This window comes from Paenibacillus sp. AK121, assembly GCF_019042715.1.
Taxonomy (GTDB): Bacteria; Bacillota; Bacilli; order Paenibacillales; family Paenibacillaceae; genus Paenibacillus; species Paenibacillus polymyxa_C.
On record NZ_JAHPJM010000004.1, the window covers coordinates 267,395 to 287,040 of the forward strand.

Sequence of the window (19,646 nt, forward strand, 5' to 3'; positions counted from 1 at the left end):
CTCAGGGACAGCCCCCATTTTCTAGTCTATTGAAATCATCCATAAAAGGATTACGCTTGTGTCGTTTACACACTCAGATCAAATTTTGATTTTTTATATTCATAAGGGGTTTTACCCATAACTTCCTTAAAAGCTTTTCTAAACGATTTTTCGTTGGGAAAGCCCGCCTCGTAAGAAATTTCTGTAAGTGACTTATTCGTTGTTTCCAATAAATCGATTGCTTTTTCCAGACAAAGAATTTGCTTGTACTCCGTAAACGTCTGACCTGTATATTCATGAAACATTCTCGACAAATACGCCTCTGAATAGCCGCAGATTCGGGCTGTTTTCGCCAGACTAATATTTTCAGCGTAATGCTCTTTTATAAAATCCATGATCGTCTTTATCTTTCGCTGCTTTTCGCTAAATACCTCTGGCTGTATGTCTGCTGTCTGACTAAAATGATTAACGAGCAAATACTTAAGCTCAATAATTCGGCTTTGCTCTAAAATATAGTCATATTTCCCTTTGGAAATATGCAGGTTATATATATCCATAAATAACTCTCTTAATTTAGAAAGTATAGTATGTTCAACTTGTCTCTCTTGCGTGTTTAATTGGATGAATACTTGTTCATTGGCAAAAAAGGTAGCTGGAAATTGCAATACAACAACTTGGTTTTCCGTAATACTTTGGGTGGAGTGCGGTACATTGCTATTAATAAAAAGTGCATCCTTTTCCTTCAAAATGGTTATCTTTCCTTCATGCCACACTTTGAGGCTTCCACTTGTACAATAGATTAATTCCATATTGCTGTGAAAATGCATGGGGATGACTCTTTCTGTATCTGTCGATTGAAACATAAAGAGGTTAATCATTTTTCTTCTGTCTATTTCAATATGTTCATATATTTTTTTCATACGACACCTCATCAACCAGCTATGAGTAATCAACAGTAATTTATATTCAGTCATATACTCTAATACTCATACTATACCGATAGTAAAATGCCTACACAAGCTGAAATCTCTTCAGCCGACTAAGACAAAAAAAGGCAGTTCTTCTCGCAAACGGAGAATGAACAGCCTTTCCTTGCCTGTTTGTAGTTCTGCAGGTAAAAGATAAAAAATATCATTTTAATGATTGATTATGGCTCCACATTCCTGCAGCTGATAAATCTCAATTTCTCCTTCATTATCTCCTGCATCAAGCATCACACTGCGCTGTTCCGTATCTTCCAAGAAATAACGCAGAGAAAATACTTCCTCGCCTTCGTTCACAAAAATCTCCAGACTTGAGCTTTCTATAAATATTTGCATGTCTACAAGTTGATTGGCTAATGTTGCTTTTCTGTACTCCCTCTGGTTCGTCAACCAGTTGGTTCTCCATACGGTTAAACTGTTTTCTTCTGAATCATAGTCAATTTCCACAGCATTTCTTACTATCATTTTGAAGTTCTCTGTAAGCTTCGAAAAATGAACAATGCATTCCACCTGCAAGGAAGGCAGCATCCAAACCCTATTTTTGTGAATGTTCTCCTTAGAATGCACACCATCCAATCTTAACAACTGTAATTCCGGTAATGGTTTCTGGTATAGCATACCGTTAGACAACACTATTTCTCTAGGAAGGGTCAGCGCATGAATCCAGCCTTCCTGAATGGTTGGAACAGCCCTCTCTGCTTCTTCATTCATGGCGCTCATCCATCCGAACATAATGGTTCTATCATTCACCTTAAATGATTGTGGCGCGTAGAAATCAAACCCCCGATCAAGCTCTTTGAAATGGGCAAGATTCCCGCTAAATTTTCCTGTATCCATGAATTTCCCAACAATATATCCCGATTGGTTAGGGTTTCTATAATATTCGCCTGCTTCCGGTAAACCCTGAGGAGAGAAGACAAAAATATCATTTTCCGCAAATTGAAGTAGATCAGGACATTCCCACATATATCCGAACTCATGATCATGATCCAAAAATGATCCTTGGTATTCCCAATCAGACAAATCTGCAGATTTGTAGATAAGCGTTTCTCCAGTCAGATCCTCTCTTTGAGCGCCCACGATCAGCCACCAGCTCCCGTTCCGATCTCTCCATACTTTCGGATCTCGGACATGTCTGGTATAGCCTTTGGGATGTTCGAACAAAGGGCCCATTTTCTGAAAATGCTCCCCATCCTCCGAAATAGCTGCGCATTGATAGCTTTCCTTGACTCCATCATTTCTGATTACATTTCCTGTGTAAAACAGATACAGCTTTTCATCATGAACTATAGCGCCTCCAGAATAAATGCCATCCTTGTCATACCATTCCGAAGGCTCCAGTGCTACACCTTTTCTTTGCCAATGCACCAGATCGCTCGAAACAACATGGCCCCAGCATTTATTTCGATGTTCGGTTCCTTGGGGGTTCCACTGATAGAAGACATGATATTGTTGATTGAAAAAGGCAAGTCCATTAGGATCATTTAATAGCCCGTAAGGAGGAGTAATATGATATTTAAGATGATAAGCGTCGCTTTTATTCATGTTTATCCTCCGGTAACAAAGTAAAACTAAAGCTTAGCAAAATGTCTTGTGAGCTTGAACCGATATAAACCTCAAATTCGCCTGGCTCACTCTTATACTCCATTTCACGTCCATAAAATTTAAGCATGTCCTCATCCACTGAAAATTCCACAATTGTAGTCTCGCCGCTTTGTAAAAATACTTTTTTAAAGTCTTTTAATTCTTTAACGGGTCTTGCAACACTTGCAAATTTATCGCGAATATATAATTGAATCGTTTCTTTCCCAGCATACGTTCCAGTATTGGATACAGAAATACGGATATCCACTGACTCATTTGTTTTCATTTCCTTTTGGCTGACGGTTAACAGACTGTATTCAAATGAGGTATAGGATAGGCCATAGCCAAACGGATACAAGGGTTCGTTCACTTCATCTATATATCGGGACGCAAAGCGATAAGAGCCATTTTCCTTTAAATTCGGTCTTCCTGTATTCAGCTCATTGTAGTATACCGGAATTTGTCCGACGCTACGTGGAAAGGTCATCGCTAATTTCCCAGACGGATTTACTTCCCCATATAGTATATTGGCCAGCGCTTCTCCGCCCATCGTTCCCGGATACCAGGCCTGAACAATGGCGTCCACTTTTCCAGCAACATCGGTAAGGATCAGAGGTCTTCCACTATATATGATCAGAACAATCCTTTTGCCCAATAAGCTTAATTCATGAAGTAGTCTCAATTGCGGCTCTGGAAGCGTCGGATTCGTTCGTGATCCACCTTCTCCGCTCTGATAAATACTTTCTCCCAAGGCAAGGACTATGACTTCTGCTTCATTTGCATTCCTAATGGCTTCTTGCAGTAGAACTTCCTCGGAACCTGTTTCAACAGCCAGCTTGTCCGCATATTTATCGAACGTTTCCCTTGCATCAGGAGGTAGCAGATAACTGCCTCTGCATACCGAGAGATTGTCGGAGCCAACAAGCTGTAACAACCCTGTTTTCAAATTTATAGTGTCTGTCTGCTCTCCCTTAATCGCCCACATGCCCAAGGTAGAATTTTCTTCTGCATAGGGACCAATCAAAGCTACCTTCGTTTCCTTTGACAACGGCAATACATTATTTTCATTTTTCAGCAGCACAACGGATTCTTCTGCCAAGGACAGTGCCGCTTGTTTATGTTCGTCTGACAGAATACTGCTTGTTGAACGTTTAACAATTTCCTGTAATCCGCGGTATGGGTCCTCGAACAGCCCCAAATCATTTTTCAGCTTTAAGACACGATATACAGCTTCATTCAGAAGCTCCAACATATAGTCATTATTAGAAATTACATCTTTCAATTGATTAGCGTACACTGCCGTCTTCATATCCACATCTACACCTGCCAACAGTGCCAGCCTGGCAGCGGAAGCCTCGTCTTCGGCATAACCATGCATGATTAACTCTTCAATAGCGGCGTAATCCGAGATCAATACACCGTCAAAGTTCATTTCCTGTCTTAATACATTACGGTTAAGCCACTCGTTTCCAGTCGCAGGGATACCATTCAACGTATTAAAAGCCGTCATAACAAGCTTGGCACCCGCTTCTATTGCAGCTTGATATCCAGGCAAATAATATTCTCGCAATGCATGCTCCGATAGATCCACGGCATTGTATTCACGTCCAGCGACAGGCGCTCCATAAGCAGCAAAATGTTTGACGCAAGCGGCAATTTTATTGGCTGGCACGGCTGTGCTTTCCAAGTTGCTGCCCTGGATTCCCAGAACTACGCTCTGGGCATATTTCTTTGCCAACAATGTATCCTCTCCGGGCGATTCCATCACCCGCCCCCAGCGAGGATCTCTAACCATATCTACCATAGGAGAAAAGGTTACATGAATGCCTTCATCGTAGCATTCCTGAGCAGCAATCGAAGCCGCACTCTCTATCTCCTCATAGTTCCAGCTACATGCTTGAGCAATCGGAATCGGGAAGATGGTTCGGTATCCATAGATAATATCTGCCATGAATAACAGCGGAATTTTATGAACCGATTTTTCCAAATAATCAGTTTGCAACCGGATTATTTTTTCCGGGTTGGTGATGTTTAATATGGAGCCCGTATTATAAATATTATAGTCCGTATTTAGCCCTAGTTTTTTCAAAGGGCCCGTCACAACCGTATCCATGTCACCTTCAAAAAAATCACCGGTTAGTTGGATGAGCTGGCCGATTTTCTCTTCTATTGATAGGCTGTTCAATTTTTCAAGCAATGTTTTGTTGTCCATGATTTTCTCCACTAAATTTTATTTGTTCTCTATTTTTTCTTTAAATCCAAAGATCCACGTCAACGCAAATGCTACACCAAAACCGATTACACAAACCAAAGCATACAGAAAAATTTGATTATTCAGATACAATAACAAACCAGGTATAGCTGTAATCGACATGCCTGTTGCTTGAACATTAAAGATACGTGCAAAGAATCCTCCAACCGCTCCTCCAATCAAGCCCATCACGAATGGTTTGCCATATCGAATGTTCACCCCAAAAATAGCGGGTTCTGTAATGCCGAGCAGTGCAGACACGGCAGACGGGTAGGCAATAGATTTGGTTTTTAATCTTTTGGATTTCAAGCCGACAGCTAACGCCGCACCCGCTTGTGCACAAATGGATGCCGAACTGATCGGGTTAACCATATTCCAGCCGCCATCCACCAGCATCTGTATTTCGATCAGGTTCAACGCATGGTGCAGTCCAGTAACGACAATAATCTGATTAATGCCGCCATAAATAAATCCGCCAATGCCAAACGGCAACTTCAAAATAGCTGTAACTGCCGATAATATTAAAACCTCTACTTCATGGAAGATGGGACCAATCACGAACAAGCCCAGTACCAGTGTGAGCAACAATGTCAGAAACGGTGTCAAAATCAAGTCCAGTGCTTCGGGAACGGATTTCCTGATTCTCTTCTCCATCATCGCTCCCACGATCCCTATAATGAACGCCGGCAGAACGGAACCCTGATAGCCTGCGATTTTGATGAAGCCCAAAAATAAAAGAGGTTCCTTCACATGTTGAGCGACATCCCAGGATGTAGGTAAAGAAGGACTTACCAGCATGAGTCCGAGCAATATCCCCAAGATCGGCGACCCGCCAAATACTCTGAACGCTGACCAGCATACCAGCACAGGCAAAAAGGCAAACGCGGTATCGGTCAGTATTTGTGTAAATAATATGAAATTCGCAGAAATATCATCCGGTGTAAGTCCAAATAATTGAAGCAGTGCAGGCTGAGTTACCAAGCCCCTAACTCCCATAAACAATCCGGTAGCTACCAATGCTGGGATAATGGGAACAAATACATCTCCGAAAACACGGATCATTCTTTTGAAAAAGTTATCATCTTGTGTTGAGGCCTTCTCTTTCAGCTCTGCCTTTGATGTAGCAGATACATTCTGGCCGACCATTGCTTCGTAAACCTTGTTCACGGTACCGGTTCCAAAAATAATTTGATATTGTCCGGAGGTAAAAAACACCCCTTTTGCCTTATCAATATTCTCAATAAATTCATCATCAATAATGTCCCTGTCTTTTACAATCAATCTCAACCGTGTAGCACAATGTGCCATAGAAATAATATTGTCTTCTCCGCCAAGCCCTTTAATGACATCCTGGGCTATTTTAACGTATTCTTTCTCAAGACTCATCAGTCTTCTTCCTTTCCTCTGTTCCTCTTAGTTAGTCTGTACCTTTAAAACTTGGACTAATATGCTTCTTAAGAATAACATGACTGCGCTTTCAAACAGCGCGATTATTTTACTACATTAAGGTCAAATTTTGACCTTTTTAGACCCTTGGCTATAAATAACTCTGAGAAATGGGCTTTTTACGGGAACAAAAAATGCACCTTAAGAATGGGCACTGGATAACTTCATGGTTTATCCGGTGTATTCCAAAGGTGCACCTTAAATTGTCCTATTTGGTTACTTCGTGACTTTTAACTGAACACTATTGGCTGTATAGACAACCTTCACTTTATAATTGCTTGGTAGACCTGCTGCTTCAATGGAAGAGAATGCCCCATTGCGTTTACCGTAGGTTAAAATGGTGGCACCGCTAGCTGGTACATATTTGTTAGAAAAATTCAGGCGTAATTTCCCGTTAAGTTGGGCTGTTCCCTTAATTTTAAGCACGTCATTTTTACTACCTAGGTTGAGTTCAAGTTTTCCCTTGGCAGTTTGTTTGTAATTCCCGCCAACAATCAGCTTTCCAGAATTGTTTTTAAGAAGAGTTCCCCCGTTATTCGTAACTGCACCACTTCCGAAAGCTGTCTCCGAATTACCTTCGAGTATGCCTTGATCGATCTGTGTACCGCCGGAATAAATATTGCTACCCATAAGCTTCAACGTACCTGTTCCCTTTTTAGTCAGCTTTCCAACACCAGAAATATTGTTGCGCCAGCGATCCAATGCATTGAAACCGCCTTTGGAAGCATCCATATTCACCGTAACATGATTGACAAAAGCACCGTAGCCATCCGCAGCGGAAAACAGATTTAATCGTCCCCATCCCTCAGCATCATCCAGCACAGGATAGCCGGAAGGAATCCCCGTGGTAGCCAATACCCAACGGCGTTGTGTGCTGTCAAGGTAAGGTAGGCGTGTCTCCAACAGCACCTCCGCTCCCTTAGGCACTGTCATTGGCTTCGTCGTTGGAGTAATCGGGCTGAATCCGTACGTTAATCGTTGATTATAATTTTTCTTGTTTGTAACATAGTTGCTGAAACGATCTGGGGCCGTACCTTTTTGGGACAGCAATTGTTCATGAGCATCATGATAAGCTGCTTTCTTCAAGCTGCTATTGGCTGGATCAGACAGGATGGCAGCAGCCATCGCTGTTGCCATGACACGCCCTCCCATGACATCAAGCGGGGAATGCATACCAGCAACAACACGATTATTGCCCAGCTCCGAAGCTCGTGTCAGTAATTCCTGATAACGCTCCGGCACGGCATAGGCCATAGCAATAGAACTGAGATACGCAGCATTGGTATGACCACTAGGAAAGCCACCGTCATTAGTAGCATCAGATTTGAGCGCAGGGACCAGGCTCGGGACAATCACTGAATTATCGCTCCAGCGAAACGGACGAGGATAACTAAAGTAAGACTTAGCCGGGTTCGTCGTAGAGTATTCCCCGCGCAAGGTATTGACCAAATTCACGACGTTGCCGAGACTGGAGCTTGTATCCCCTGCATTCGTTCCCTCATCTTCGTATTTTTTAGTTGTGGCATCGGCTGGGACGTCGTTGATTGTTGTCGTGGCGCCTGCCTTCTTTCGATATACATCAGTGAGCGAACCCAGACCATCGATTACACTGTAGCTCTGATTTCGACGATCATCCAAATAAGCCGCATCGCCCTCACTGGAAGTGCGACGGGCAGCGATATCAATCACTTTTTGAATATTAGCATCCAGTACACTGCTGTTTAATTTGGTGCCTGTGTCCCAGGTAGCGCCGGGAGTCCAAAGCTTATTAAATTCAGAGAGCAGCCCGAGAGTCGGATTGGAGCTTTCCGTCTTATTAGCAGCACTATTATTTTTATAATGATCTACAAAATATCCCCATGACGGTTCTGTTGGAGTTACTGTCGTTGGCAGCGTGGCCGCACTCGCATAACTTCCACCTAGAGAACCTAGAAGTAAAGGTAAAGATAATAATGCAACTGATAGTAGTTTCCTTAGCAATTTCATTCTCAAATCAGATCCTCTCTTCTCTTGTGCTCTTCATACTGTTTCTACGGAGCTATTGTCTATACAACAAGTTGTATGACATAAAGAATCATATCTTAAGTTTGTTAAATAAAGAGCTTAGTTTTGTTAAATTCTTCTTGTTTATTTATATGTAAAAGGAATATCAGCAACATTCAACATAGAACCCATTTATGCATGTTAGAGAGTAAAATGATAAGTAAAGGATATCTTATACAGATACAATGCACTCAGTGCAAGATAATCTATTGTGAATTAGAGGATCGAGTAATAAAGAGTATCCAGCAGAATGGGCAAGCAGCGATGAGTAAAGGGGGACTTTATCCCACTTTCAGCCATTTGCTGCAAACGGATTGCTTCCTATATCTTAAAATATACATACATATCCGGAGGTTGCCATGACTACTAAATCTGCTACAAAAAAAGAAACGGGCCAATCGCTCCCCCTCCAGGGGCCGCAAGCGAAAGGCACCGTTTTTGCGATTCTGATTGCGATCAGTTTCGTCCATCTGTTCAATGACTCGATTCAATCGGTCATTCCAGCGATTTTTCCGATCTTGAAGGAATCTATGAGCCTGAGCTACACGCAGATCGGCTGGATTTCATTCGCCATCAACTTTACAGCTTCAATTATGCAGCCTGTAATTGGCTTGTTTTCGGACAAACGGCCTACGCCCGCTATCCTTCCTATCGGTATGGGCTTTACGCTCACTGGTATGCTGCTGCTCGCCTATGCTGCCGATTATAAAGCGGTGCTAATCGCAGTCATCTTCGTGGGTTTAGGCTCAGCTGCCTTTCACCCCGAAGGCTCGCGTGTATCCCATATGGCGGCAGGATCACGCCGGGGATTGGCACAATCCATTTTCCAGGTCGGCGGCAATGCAGGTCAATCGCTGGCACCGATGCTCACAAGCTGGATTTTTATCCCGTTGGGGCAGTTTGGCGCCATCTGGTTCACAGGCATTGCGGCAGCCGGAATTGTAGTGCAATCGTTCATTGCCCGCTGGTACGGTAACGTCCTGCGTACAGAAGGCATTGCACGCAAAAAAACGGCGACACGCCGCATGAAACCCGAAGTGCGCAGCCGTATTATGTTTGCCATGATTGTCCTCATTCTGCTGGTATTTGTTCGTTCGTGGTATTCGACCTCGGTCGGCAGTTACTATTCGTTTTACCTGATGGAAGTATTTAAAATGCCATTGGCTGACGCACAGCTGTACATTTTCCTGTTCCTCGGAGCTGGAGCGCTGGGCACCTTTTTTGGCGGCCCGCTGGCAGACCGTTTTGGTAAACGCAATATGATTTTTCTGTCCATGGTATTAGCTGCACCGCTGGCGCTGCTATTGCCTTATGCCAACCAATTCTGGACGGCAATCCTGCTGGCGATTATCGGATTTATTATGTTGTCCAGCTTTTCGGTCACAGTCGTATATGCACAGATGCTCGTGCCTGGCAAAATCGGGACGGTGTCCGGTCTCATTACAGGCCTGGCTTTTGGTCTGGGCGGTGTGGGCGCACTCGTGCTCGGCAACTGGATCGACAAAGTAGGCATCACCAACATCATGTTCCTGTGCGGCTTTTTGCCACTGCTCGGCATTTTAACCTTCTTACTTCCTACAGACAAAACCCTGAATCGCTGGGCGGAAGAAAATGGAGCCGAAGTGTAACAGGCAAACGTGTGGCGGCCATCATTGGCCGCTGCACACCTTCATAAACAACTAACTCAAGCTCCATTCCTTACTTCTACTCCAACCCATTCTCTACTTCTGCTAAACGCTTTAAAATACGACGCTTCCGATACAGCATTTTCCCCGCTTCAGCTACGTCACTAATCGCACTTCGATTGGCAATGGAGCCAAACAAAATGCCTGCAATCGGGACCATTTGCAGCAGCTTTTTCCATCCAAACTGATCGCGATAGGTGTTAATGACCTCTTTCCATCCCTGCATCTGGGAAAAAACCTGTGCCTGACGTGAAGGATCATCGAACAAGGCCAGTTCCTCTAATACAGCCTTTTTACCCACAATATCGGATGAAGCAAATTGCATACATTTAATAATAAAAATGCGTTCCTGCTTATCATGGGGGTTAAAGCCATAGCACAAAGCGATTTCCTGAAGCACCTTGAGTGACAAGCCGAGCAAAATAGGGATATCCGCCGCAATCGTAAACACACCGCCAATCCCCGTGGTTGCTCCTTGAGCGGTGGCAAAGGTAATGCGTCCCGACGTCATATCGTCCGCAGTCTGATCCATGATCGTTAGTGGTAGCTCTGCCGCCTGCTTCAAATCCCACGTGGATTCCTCACTATGCTCCGCATCTGCATTTTCCTCGGCACGGAGCTGATCCTCCGGATCCGAGGCGAAATCTGCACCATTTTGCTGAATTATATATTCACGGGCCGTCTTGTTTAACTTGCTCAGAACCGTTTCTTCTTTCACCAAATATTTGCCACCATTCTGAATGAAGCTGCCCATCTCATTAAGCAGTTGCTCCAGCTTGTCTTTAATGATTTTGGGCGTCAGCCGATCCAGCAGCATAAAGGGCCATCTACCGATTTTTTCCCAGAAAAAAATATCCTTCTGCTCCTTCTCCCACTTCTCAATATGCTTCAGCTCTTGGTGCAATACATCCTGACTTTCCCGATATTCTATAAGCTGCTTCATAAGCGTAGACGCCTCCTTTTGACTATGCTAGTTTATGTATGGATAATACGTAAGTAAGGCGAGTTCAGGTTTCTTTTTTTAGTAAACGAGACTGATATAATAGATTAAAATTTGTCCAGATCGGAGGGTAATGATGAATAATATAGAGCTTGTCCCTTACCATTGTGAGCATGATGCTATTTTACATACCTTTTATTTGCCTGAGGAGCAGAAGCAATTTACTGGAATGCCAGCTGAAATGCTGGCACTAGCCAAGGAAGACCCACACCGCCATCCTGTTGTCATTACGGCTACTGGAAGGCCGGTTGGATTTTTCATTTTATACGATGGAGATGAATTAGCAGACTATACGAATACTTCTGAGGCATTGTTGCTACGTGCGTTTTCTATTCATTATGCAGATCAAGGACAAGGGTTCGCTAAACATGGGCTGCTTCTGCTACCACAGTTCATCTCTAGACACTTTCCACATATTCGCGAGATTGTACTGGGCGTCAATGCCCGTAATCAAGCTGCCCAAAATCTGTATCTCAAATGCGGCTTTATCAATGAAGGTAACACTAAAATGGGACAACACGGCTTACAGCATATTTTTAAAATGAGTCTATAATGCTGACATCGACAGCCCTCGTAAACAAAAGCTTTCGGCACAAATGCCGAAAGCTTTTATTATTAAATTACGCCAATTGAAAAGCTCAATTTGTAGTTACCAAACTTCGTAAGTTCATCCAGCATCGTATTTAACTCTGACTGTGATGACATGCGCACCCGCATCCAATAACAGCCCTCCCCACTTACCCGATGGATTTCGACAATAGAGGGATGCTCCCGTGCAAAAGTCTGAAAAGCACTGTGAGTCGTTCCTGAATTCAGAAAAACCGTAATAAAGGCATGAATCGTCTGCCCAATTTTCTCCGGGTTCCAGCGCAGTGTATAGCCTTCAATAATACCTGCATCCTGCATTTTTCGAACACGTGCCCCTACTGCTTGGCCTGTCAAATGAACAAGCTGACCAATCTCCTTGTGCGTTAAAGAGCTGTCTTCAATTAAATGATGAAGAATGCGCAGGTCGGTCTCATCAGGTACGAATAGTTCCATAGTTATTTTTCCTTTCATCATGAAACGAGAATGCTGGTTTTCCTTTCAGCAGGCCGTAGCCTGCATGTTCTTGCGTCAGATATGATTGTAGCAGAAACAAAGAACGGCCGAAAATACACTCAGTCAAAAAACATTTACGATTAAAGGAGCTTCTATATATGAAAATCACACTAATCCGCAACGCAACCTTATGGATCGAATACGCTGGAGTAAAATTTCTGATTGATCCGATGCTGAGTGATGCTGGCCTAAATCCACCAGTTCCCAATACGGAAAACACTCTCCGCAATCCGCTGGTTCCCTTGCCACCACAATGGCAGACGCTTGGACAGCCTGACGTGGTCATCGTCACGCATTTGCATCCAGACCATTGGGACCCGGCGGCAGTACGCTGGCTGGACAAACAAATTCCTGTCTTCTGCCAGCCCGGAAATGAAGAACAAATTATGGCTGACGGTTTTACACAGGTTACTCCGATTTCGGTGGCTGGCTCAGTCGGGAAAATCGAGATTACCCGTACAACCGGGCATCACGGTACCGGAGAAATCGGGGAACAGATGGGACCCGTATCTGGCTTTGTATTTCAGGCTCCAGATGAGCCTGTCGTCTATGTGGCCGGGGATACCATTTGGTGCAGTGAAGTCGCGGAGGCACTGGATAAATTCCGCCCTGACTGGACGATCGTGAACGCTGGAGGAGCGCGGTTTACGGTGGGTGATCCCATTATTATGACTGCCCAAGATGTAACGGCTGTTGCACAGCATGCCCCTTACACACAAGTCGTTGCTGTCCATATGGAAGCAATCAACCATTGTGTACTGACTCGCTCCGAGCTTACGGAACATATCCATCGTGAAGGTCTGGAGAAGCGTGTCCATATTCCGGCAGATGGAGCGACGATTTCGGCATAAGGTGATAACTCCCGATTCACCGTTTGCGCCTATTTCGAATATATTGGATTTCAAAACGCCTAAAAGAAGGGATTATTAAATGAATTGGCAATATCAATATCCTTATTATGGTACAGAAACCCAATGTAAAGAAGTTCCGATTGCTTTTCCTCCCCAGCATCAATATAGACAGCCGGGGTTGGAATACCTGGTGGTTCCACGCCCTATATTTGATAATCCAAAGTATATCGGCACGGGAAAGCTTCAGGATCGGGTGGCTATTATTAGCGGCGGGGACAGCGGCATTGGTCGCGCGGTTGCAGTGGCTTTTGCCAAGGAAGGAGCCGATGTGGTCATTGCCTATCTCGATGAGCATCGAGATGCTATGGAAACCCGTGATGTCATTCACAGGCTTGGCCGACGTTGTTTGTTAATTCCGGGTGATCTAAGGCTAAGAAGCAACTGCTGTCTGGTTGTTCAAAAAACGATGGAAACCTTCGGTCGTATTGATATCCTCATTAATAATATGGGTGTTCAGTTTGTGCGCGAATCGTATCTGGATATCAGTGAACAGCAGCTTCGTGACACGTTTGACACGAATATTATTTCGTTCTTCCATATGACTACAGAAGCATTGCCGTATATGCGGGCTGGGGCCAGCATCGTCAATACGGCATCGGTTACAGCCTATGTTGGGCAAAAGAATCTGATTGACTATTCAGCTACCAAAGGAGCCATTGTCAGCTTCACGCGTGCTTTGGCTAATAATCTGGTCGATCAAGGTATTCGCGTGAATGCCATTGCTCCCGGTCCGATCTGGACTCCGCTGAATCCGGCCACACAGTCGCCTGAAGTCATTCGTACCTTTGGCAGCAATACGCCGATGAAGCGGGCCGGGCAGCCTTATGAATTGGCTCCTGCCTATGTCCTGCTGGCTTCGGATGATGGCTCCTACATTACCGGCCAGACGCTGCATGTGAACGGCGGACAAATGGTGACGACTTAGTTGGGCTGGCTAATAGCCATAAGGCCTAACATACAAGCAAACCTCCAGCATCACAATTTCAAGTGGGACTGGAGGTTTGTTTATTTTACAATATTGAATATGATCTTAGACTGATCTTTTGTTTTTGTTGTAAATATCGAAGGCAACCGCCAGCAGCAGTACCAAGCCCTTGATGCCTTGCTGCCAGTCAATACCGAGGCCAATCAGAGACATACCGTTATTCAGTACGCCCATAACCAAACCACCGATAATCGCTCCAAAAACCGTGCCGATCCCGCCGGACGCCGAAGCTCCACCGATAAAGCAAGCTGCGATGGCATCCAGCTCAAAGTTCGTACCCGCTCTCGGCGTAGCCGCGTTCAGACGTGCAGCAAAGATGAGACCGGAAATGGCAGCCAGTACACCCATGTTGACAAATACCCAGAATGTCACTTTTTTCGTTTTGACACCGGACAGACCCGCTGCCTTTTCATTTCCACCCAGCGCATACACATGACGACCCATAATCGTACGGTTCATGACAAAGGAGTATACCACGATCAGGATGAACAGCAGGACAAGAATGTTCGGTATCCCCGCATAGCTCGCGAGCATGAAGGTGAACAGATTAATCACAGCAGCCACTACGATCAATTTGAGTATAAATAACGCCTGTGATGGAACCTCAAATCCATATTTAAGCTGAGAACGGCGTTCACGAATTTCATTCACGATAAACCATACTGTAAGTGCAATGCCGACAATGATGGATACCAGGTTATAACCGGTAGCTGAGAAATCCGGCAGGAAACCTGAACTGATTTTCTGAAATCCTCCCGGGAAAGGAGAGATCGACTGGCCTTCCAACACGATCATTGTTAATCCGCGGAAGAGCAGCATCCCCGCCAAGGTCACGATAAATGCCGGAATCCGTACATAAGCTACCCAGAACCCTTGCCATGCCCCAATTAACGCTCCGACCAGCAAAGCTGCAATCACAGCAATCCACGCTGGAAGCTGCCAATCGACCATCATAATGGCGGCAACCGCACCGACAAAAGCGGCTATGGAGCCGACGGACAAGTCAATATGCCCAGTGATGATAACCAGCACCATCCCGATGGCCAGCACGAGAATGTAGCTGTTTTGCAAAATCAGATTGGTAATATTAATCGGCTTCAACAGCAAGCCGCCTGTCAGCACCTCGAACAAGATCATAATGACGACCAGCGCAATCATCATTCCATATTGGCGGATGTTATTTTTAAATAGTTTAGTTATGGTTTCCATGCTTCACGCCTCCTGACTTGGTCATATATCTCATCAACGTTTCCTGCGATGCGTCCTCACGGCTAACCTCTCCGGTGATCCGCCCGGCATTCATGACATAAATCCGGTCACACAAGCCTAGTACCTCTGGCAGCTCAGACGATATGACTAGCACACCCTTACCCTCAGCGGCAAGTCGATGAATGATCGTGTAGATTTCATATTTAGCACCCACATCTATGCCGCGCGTCGGTTCATCCAGAATCAGAATATCCGGTCCGGCAAAAATCCATTTGCTCAGTACTACCTTCTGCTGATTGCCACCACTCAGATTACCGGTTTTCTGTAAAATGCTCGGCGCTTTGATGTTCATGCTTTTTTTCATTTCCTCTGCAACGACGACTTCCTCCTGCTCATTGACCACAGCGCCCTTCGTCAGCTTGCTCAGACCAGTTAACGAAATATTACGCTTGATATCATCCATTAAAATGAGGCCATACTCCTTGCGATCCTCCGTCACATAGGCAAAGCCGTTGTTAATCGCGTCCGTAACCGTGTTGTTCTGGATCGGCTTACCGTCCTTAATCAGTTGACCCGAGATATTGCGTCCGTATGACTTGCCAAAGATACTCATCGCCAGCTCGGTCCGTCCTGCTCCCATCAGCCCGGCAATACCGACAATTTCACCGCTGCGAATATTCAGATTCACCTGATCCAGTACCTTGCGGTCTGCATGATGCTCGTGATACACCGTCCAGTCCTTCACTTCTAACACAACTTTGCCAATCTTGGCATGACGCTCTGGATAACGGCTGGTCAAATCGCGTCCAACCATCCCGCTAATGATCCGATCCTCTGTGACCTCATCCTTTTTCATATCCAGCGTCTCAATCGTCTTCCCATCTCGCAAAATCGTAATCGAATCCGACACCTTTGCGACCTCATTCAGCTTGTGGGAGATGAGAATGCAGGAAATGCCCTGTTTTTTAAATTCCAGCATCAAATTAAGCAGATTTTCACTATCATCCTCATTCAATGCCGCTGTTGGTTCATCCAGAATAAGCAGCTTCACCTTTTTAGAGAGCGCTTTCGCAATTTCGACCAGCTGTTGCTTGCCGACCCCGATGTTCGTAACCAATGTATTGGGATTTTCACTCAAACCGACCTTAGACAGCAGATCGCGTGTCCCCACAAAAGTCTCTTTCCAATCAATCACGCCGCCGCTAGCGCGCTCGTTGCCCAGATAAATATTTTCCGCAATCGAGAGATACGGGATCAATGCCAGCTCCTGATGGATAATGACGATGCCCAATTCCTCACTCTGCTTGATATCCTTGAACTCACACGTTTTGCCTTGGAAAATAATATCCCCTTCGTAGGTTCCATGCGGATATACACCGCTCAGTACCTTCATTAGCGTCGACTTGCCCGCACCGTTCTCGCCGCACAGCGAGTGAATCTCGCCTTCCTTGACCTTGAGATTTACATTTTCCAATGCCTTTACGCCAGGAAAGGTTTTGGTAATTCCCTTCATTTCCAAAATGATTCCAGTCATGGGATACGCTCCTTTCGGTTGGATTCTTACTCTTATTTGAGACCAATTTGCTCTTTGGTGTAATAGTGACTGCCGACAATATCCTTCTCCACATTCGTCCGATCCACCGAGATTGGATCAAGCAAGTAAGCAGGGATTATCTTTTTCCCGTTGTTATAGGATTTGACATCATTCACTTCCGCTTGCTTGCCCTGTAAAATGCTGTTGGCCATCACAACCGTTTGCTCAGCCAGCTTGCGGGTATCCTTAAATATGGTTTGTGTCTGCTCTCCAGCCACAATGGACTTGATCGAAGCCAGCTCCGCATCCTGTCCGGTAATGATCGGCAGCGGCTTGCTCGCTGTTCCGTATCCGACCCCTTTCAGGGATGAAATAATACCGATGCTAATGCCGTCATACGGGGAGAGCACCGCGTCCAGATTGGCCCCTGAATAGTAGGCACTCAGCAGATTATCCATCCGCGACTGTGCTAAAGCTCCGTCCCATCGCAGCGTAGCGATCTGTGCCATCGTCATCTGCTTGCTGCGCACGACCAGCTTACCGGAATCGATGTATGGTTTAAGTACAGACATCGCACCATTAAAGAAGAAATAGGCGTTATTGTCATCCGGCGATCCGCCGAACAGCTCGATATTGAAAGGGCCCTTGCCATCCTTGAGACCCAGCTTTTTCTCAATATATGCCGCCTGTAGCACGCCTACCTTGAAGTTATCAAAAGTCGCATAATACGTCAGATACGGTGTGTTGCGAATCAGACGGTCGTAAGAAATGACTTGAATCCCTTGGTCGTGTGCCTTCTGAATTACATCCGTCAGCGTGTTTCCGTCGACCGAAGCGATGACCATGACATTGACGCCCTTGGTGATCATATTTTCGATTTGGGAAATTTGATTTTCCACCACATCCTCGGCATACTGTAAATCCGTTTTATAGCCTTGCTCCTGAAACAACCGAACCATATTCTCCCCGTCCCCTACCCAACGCTCGGACGATTTGGTCGGCATGGAAATACCCACATAGCCTTTTTCCTTGCTGCCCGTTCCACTCTCCGCCAGATTGCAGGCCGAAAGCATCAGGGCCAAAATCAGAAGCCAAACGACAACAGCTCCTTTTTTCATATGAAGTTCCCCTTTCCTCATGTGATGCAGGTCATTTGAAGGTAAGGATTTTGTAAAATCCTCAGGTCAGTGCTAATTAGACTAGAATTTAGATAGCGCTTACATAAGTGAGGCAATGAGCACCTCTCCTTTTTTATGTGCAAACACATGGTATCATTCCAGGCCGGGAAAGGTCTTTGCAGGTTTTGAACTTTTTTTATAAAATTTTAACCTTTGTGGTGAGGGGAGGGGATTACTTTAATAAAAAACAATGAGGGGCAATGGAGGGTAGTTGCAATTGATTGAAAAGCTATTTTAGATGCGGAGCCAACAGCTTTACCCCGAAGGCATGTTGTATTCGAGCTATAAGCTCATCCGCTAAGTTATCCGAATGAGCTTGACGTTAAACTTCATCGACATCAATTAAGAATACCCGCTCCTGGAATCCGCCTCGGGCCTCGGCTTTGTCCGCCCGCAGCTTGTCCAGCTCGGGTACATTCGCTCCATGTACTTCTGCCAGCGCTCGGATGACTTCCAGCATATCCGCCAGCTCTTCCAGCGCGTCCTGATCTTTATCTGCTGCAAAATATTCCTCTGTCTCTTCACGAAGCTTCGTTCGCAGTTCCTGCTTATACTCCTCTAGGTCCAAAATGCGTGTCCGACATTCCTTCCCCTGAGACATAATGATATGCGGAATCCGGTCCCGCACCAGCTTGTTGTATGTAGGCATATCAAATAACATCCTTTCTGATGTGGAGATTAAAAAATTTAACAATTTAATTGAACGGGTTTTCTTTAAAAATAGACGGATACCTCTTCGATGGATTAGCTACAATGCGCCGCGACATACGCTCTAGAATAGAGTCTGTTTTATAAAGCAACATGTCTACTTCCTCCAGCTTCATCGTCTCCCTGGATGCTTCTTCCTCTCCGGAAACCAGATAATGCATGGTACCCATAAACAACACCATATCTAAACACGGCTCAGCATCCGAGCGAATTAGTCTGAGCAGATCGTTCATGGATAGGCTGATGGATAAAGGTATGATTTGATTTCGATGTACATAAATGGCCTTCGCCATTGAAAACATGGCGCGATCACAAAGAATGAGGCAGTTTAGCCATTGATCATGATCACGCATCATCTGGGCAAGCTGCATTTGGTATTGGGCAAGCTTTTGAAAATCCAGCATGCAATTCAATATGTGGGTGTCACTATACTTAGGCAATTTAAAATCAGCTTCACTATGTAGTTGGTTGCTTAAGGAGTAATGTTTCATGGGGGGAATCAACTCCTGAATTAGAATTTCACAAACAGTGTGAGCAACGTAGCATATCAATGGACCACTAAAATGTATAATTTTCTAGCTATCGGACAAGCTTCATAATGAATATTACTATATAGTAGTTTTTAATTCAATTTACTTACTAACGCATATTAATTAGATGTAACTCTTTCTCTACACTTCTAACTATAGAGAGGTGTAAACATGTCAGAACTTTTAGAATTAGTCGGTACACGTATTCGAGATATTCGAAAGTCTAAAGGGCTTTCCCAAGAAGCTTTAGCCGAACAAGCAGGATTCAATTCGAGTTACATTGGTTTCATTGAGCGCGCGGAGAGAAATATATCTTTGAAAAATCTGGAGAAAATAGCAAAGGCATTGAACGTGAGCGTCTATCAGTTACTTACATATGTGAAGGAAAATGATGAGCTTACCGAAGAAGATTCGAGTATAAAAGCCATTTTGTCTCTCCTAAGAACTCGTGAATCCAAAGATACTGAACTGGCCTTAAAGATTCTTACGGACATCTTTATGAGAATCGATGAACGATGA

17 protein-coding genes are annotated in these 19,646 nt (G+C 44.7%); 5 read left to right on the plus strand and 12 right to left on the minus strand.

Translation table 11 applies throughout. The features are described from left to right. Positions 1–65: 65 nt before the first annotated feature. The 5 genes from KSP24_RS10070 to KSP24_RS10090 form a co-directional block, all read right to left on the minus strand. Positions 66–899, minus strand: a complete 834-nt coding sequence (locus KSP24_RS10070; RefSeq protein ID WP_013369756.1) for an AraC family transcriptional regulator — start codon at positions 897–899, stop codon at positions 66–68. Between the two features lie 216 nt (positions 900–1,115). Beyond that, positions 1,116–2,507: a glycoside hydrolase family 32 protein gene (locus KSP24_RS10075; RefSeq protein ID WP_216975047.1), complete on the minus strand. Its 1,392-nt coding sequence runs from the start codon at positions 2,505–2,507 to the stop codon at positions 1,116–1,118. Then, positions 2,500–4,758 (minus strand): beta-glucosidase BglX, encoded by a 2,259-nt coding sequence (gene bglX / locus KSP24_RS10080; protein ID WP_216975048.1) that lies wholly within the window; start codon positions 4,756–4,758, stop codon positions 2,500–2,502. Before bglX ends, KSP24_RS10075 begins: the two co-directional genes overlap by 8 nt. Positions 4,759–4,776: 18 nt before the next feature. Then, complete coding sequence (locus KSP24_RS10085; protein WP_013369753.1) at positions 4,777–6,183, minus strand: sucrose-specific PTS transporter subunit IIBC; 1,407 nt, start codon at positions 6,181–6,183, stop codon at positions 4,777–4,779. A 276-nt stretch (positions 6,184–6,459) separates the two neighbouring features. After that, positions 6,460–8,229 (minus strand): acid phosphatase, encoded by a 1,770-nt coding sequence (locus KSP24_RS10090; protein WP_216975049.1) that lies wholly within the window; start codon positions 8,227–8,229, stop codon positions 6,460–6,462. A gap of 416 nt (positions 8,230–8,645) precedes the next feature. On the opposite strand from KSP24_RS10090, the gene KSP24_RS10095 reads away from it, so the two are divergent. Further along, positions 8,646–9,914 carry an MFS transporter gene (locus KSP24_RS10095; RefSeq protein WP_025679454.1) on the plus strand — a complete coding sequence of 423 codons (1,269 nt, stop codon included), beginning with the start codon at positions 8,646–8,648 and terminating at the stop codon, positions 9,912–9,914. A gap of 76 nt (positions 9,915–9,990) precedes the next feature. Here KSP24_RS10095 and KSP24_RS10100 read toward each other — a convergent pair whose 3' ends face one another. Continuing rightward, positions 9,991–10,914 (minus strand): EcsC family protein, encoded by a 924-nt coding sequence (locus KSP24_RS10100; RefSeq protein WP_216975050.1) that lies wholly within the window; start codon positions 10,912–10,914, stop codon positions 9,991–9,993. Between the two features lie 133 nt (positions 10,915–11,047). On the opposite strand from KSP24_RS10100, the gene KSP24_RS10105 reads away from it, so the two are divergent. Then, positions 11,048–11,524 (plus strand): GNAT family N-acetyltransferase, encoded by a 477-nt coding sequence (locus KSP24_RS10105; RefSeq protein WP_082689669.1) that lies wholly within the window; start codon positions 11,048–11,050, stop codon positions 11,522–11,524. A 62-nt stretch (positions 11,525–11,586) separates the two neighbouring features. On the opposite strand, the gene KSP24_RS10110 is transcribed toward KSP24_RS10105, so the two are convergent. After that, positions 11,587–12,012 carry an Lrp/AsnC family transcriptional regulator gene (locus tag KSP24_RS10110; protein ID WP_025679449.1) on the minus strand — a complete coding sequence of 142 codons (426 nt, stop codon included), beginning with the start codon at positions 12,010–12,012 and terminating at the stop codon, positions 11,587–11,589. Positions 12,013–12,170: 158 nt separating this feature from the next. On the opposite strand from KSP24_RS10110, the gene KSP24_RS10115 reads away from it, so the two are divergent. Both KSP24_RS10115 and KSP24_RS10120 read left to right on the plus strand, forming a co-directional pair. After that, positions 12,171–12,923, plus strand: coding sequence for an MBL fold metallo-hydrolase (locus tag KSP24_RS10115; protein WP_216975051.1), 753 nt, complete (start codon positions 12,171–12,173; stop codon positions 12,921–12,923). Positions 12,924–13,002: 79 nt separating this feature from the next. Next, entirely contained in the window at positions 13,003–13,908 is a 906-nt protein-coding gene (locus KSP24_RS10120) for a glucose 1-dehydrogenase (protein ID WP_025679445.1), read from the plus strand. Between the two features lie 105 nt (positions 13,909–14,013). Here KSP24_RS10120 and mmsB read toward each other — a convergent pair whose 3' ends face one another. The 5 genes from mmsB to KSP24_RS10145 all read right to left on the minus strand — a co-directional run bounded on the left by mmsB (position 14,014) and on the right by KSP24_RS10145 (position 19,088). Beyond that, a complete protein-coding gene (gene mmsB, locus KSP24_RS10125) occupies positions 14,014–15,177 on the minus strand; it encodes a multiple monosaccharide ABC transporter permease (RefSeq protein ID WP_040101955.1) in 1,164 nt (387 codons plus the stop codon). Further along, on the minus strand, positions 15,161–16,711 hold the full coding sequence (gene mmsA / locus KSP24_RS10130; RefSeq protein WP_025678894.1) for a multiple monosaccharide ABC transporter ATP-binding protein: 1,551 nt from the start codon (positions 16,709–16,711) through the stop codon (positions 15,161–15,163). Before mmsA ends, mmsB begins: the two co-directional genes overlap by 17 nt. 32 nt (positions 16,712–16,743) lie before the next feature. Then, positions 16,744–17,829 (minus strand): multiple monosaccharide ABC transporter substrate-binding protein, encoded by a 1,086-nt coding sequence (gene chvE / locus KSP24_RS10135; protein ID WP_064962430.1) that lies wholly within the window; start codon positions 17,827–17,829, stop codon positions 16,744–16,746. 382 nt (positions 17,830–18,211) lie between these two features. Further along, positions 18,212–18,538, minus strand: coding sequence for a nucleoside triphosphate pyrophosphohydrolase (locus KSP24_RS10140; RefSeq protein WP_058711971.1), 327 nt, complete (start codon positions 18,536–18,538; stop codon positions 18,212–18,214). A 46-nt stretch (positions 18,539–18,584) separates the two neighbouring features. Further along, complete coding sequence (locus tag KSP24_RS10145) at positions 18,585–19,088, minus strand: hypothetical protein (protein ID WP_064962431.1); 504 nt, start codon at positions 19,086–19,088, stop codon at positions 18,585–18,587. Positions 19,089–19,298: 210 nt separating this feature from the next. On the opposite strand from KSP24_RS10145, the gene KSP24_RS10150 reads away from it, so the two are divergent. Further along, complete coding sequence (locus tag KSP24_RS10150) at positions 19,299–19,646, plus strand: helix-turn-helix domain-containing protein (RefSeq protein ID WP_040101959.1); 348 nt, start codon at positions 19,299–19,301, stop codon at positions 19,644–19,646.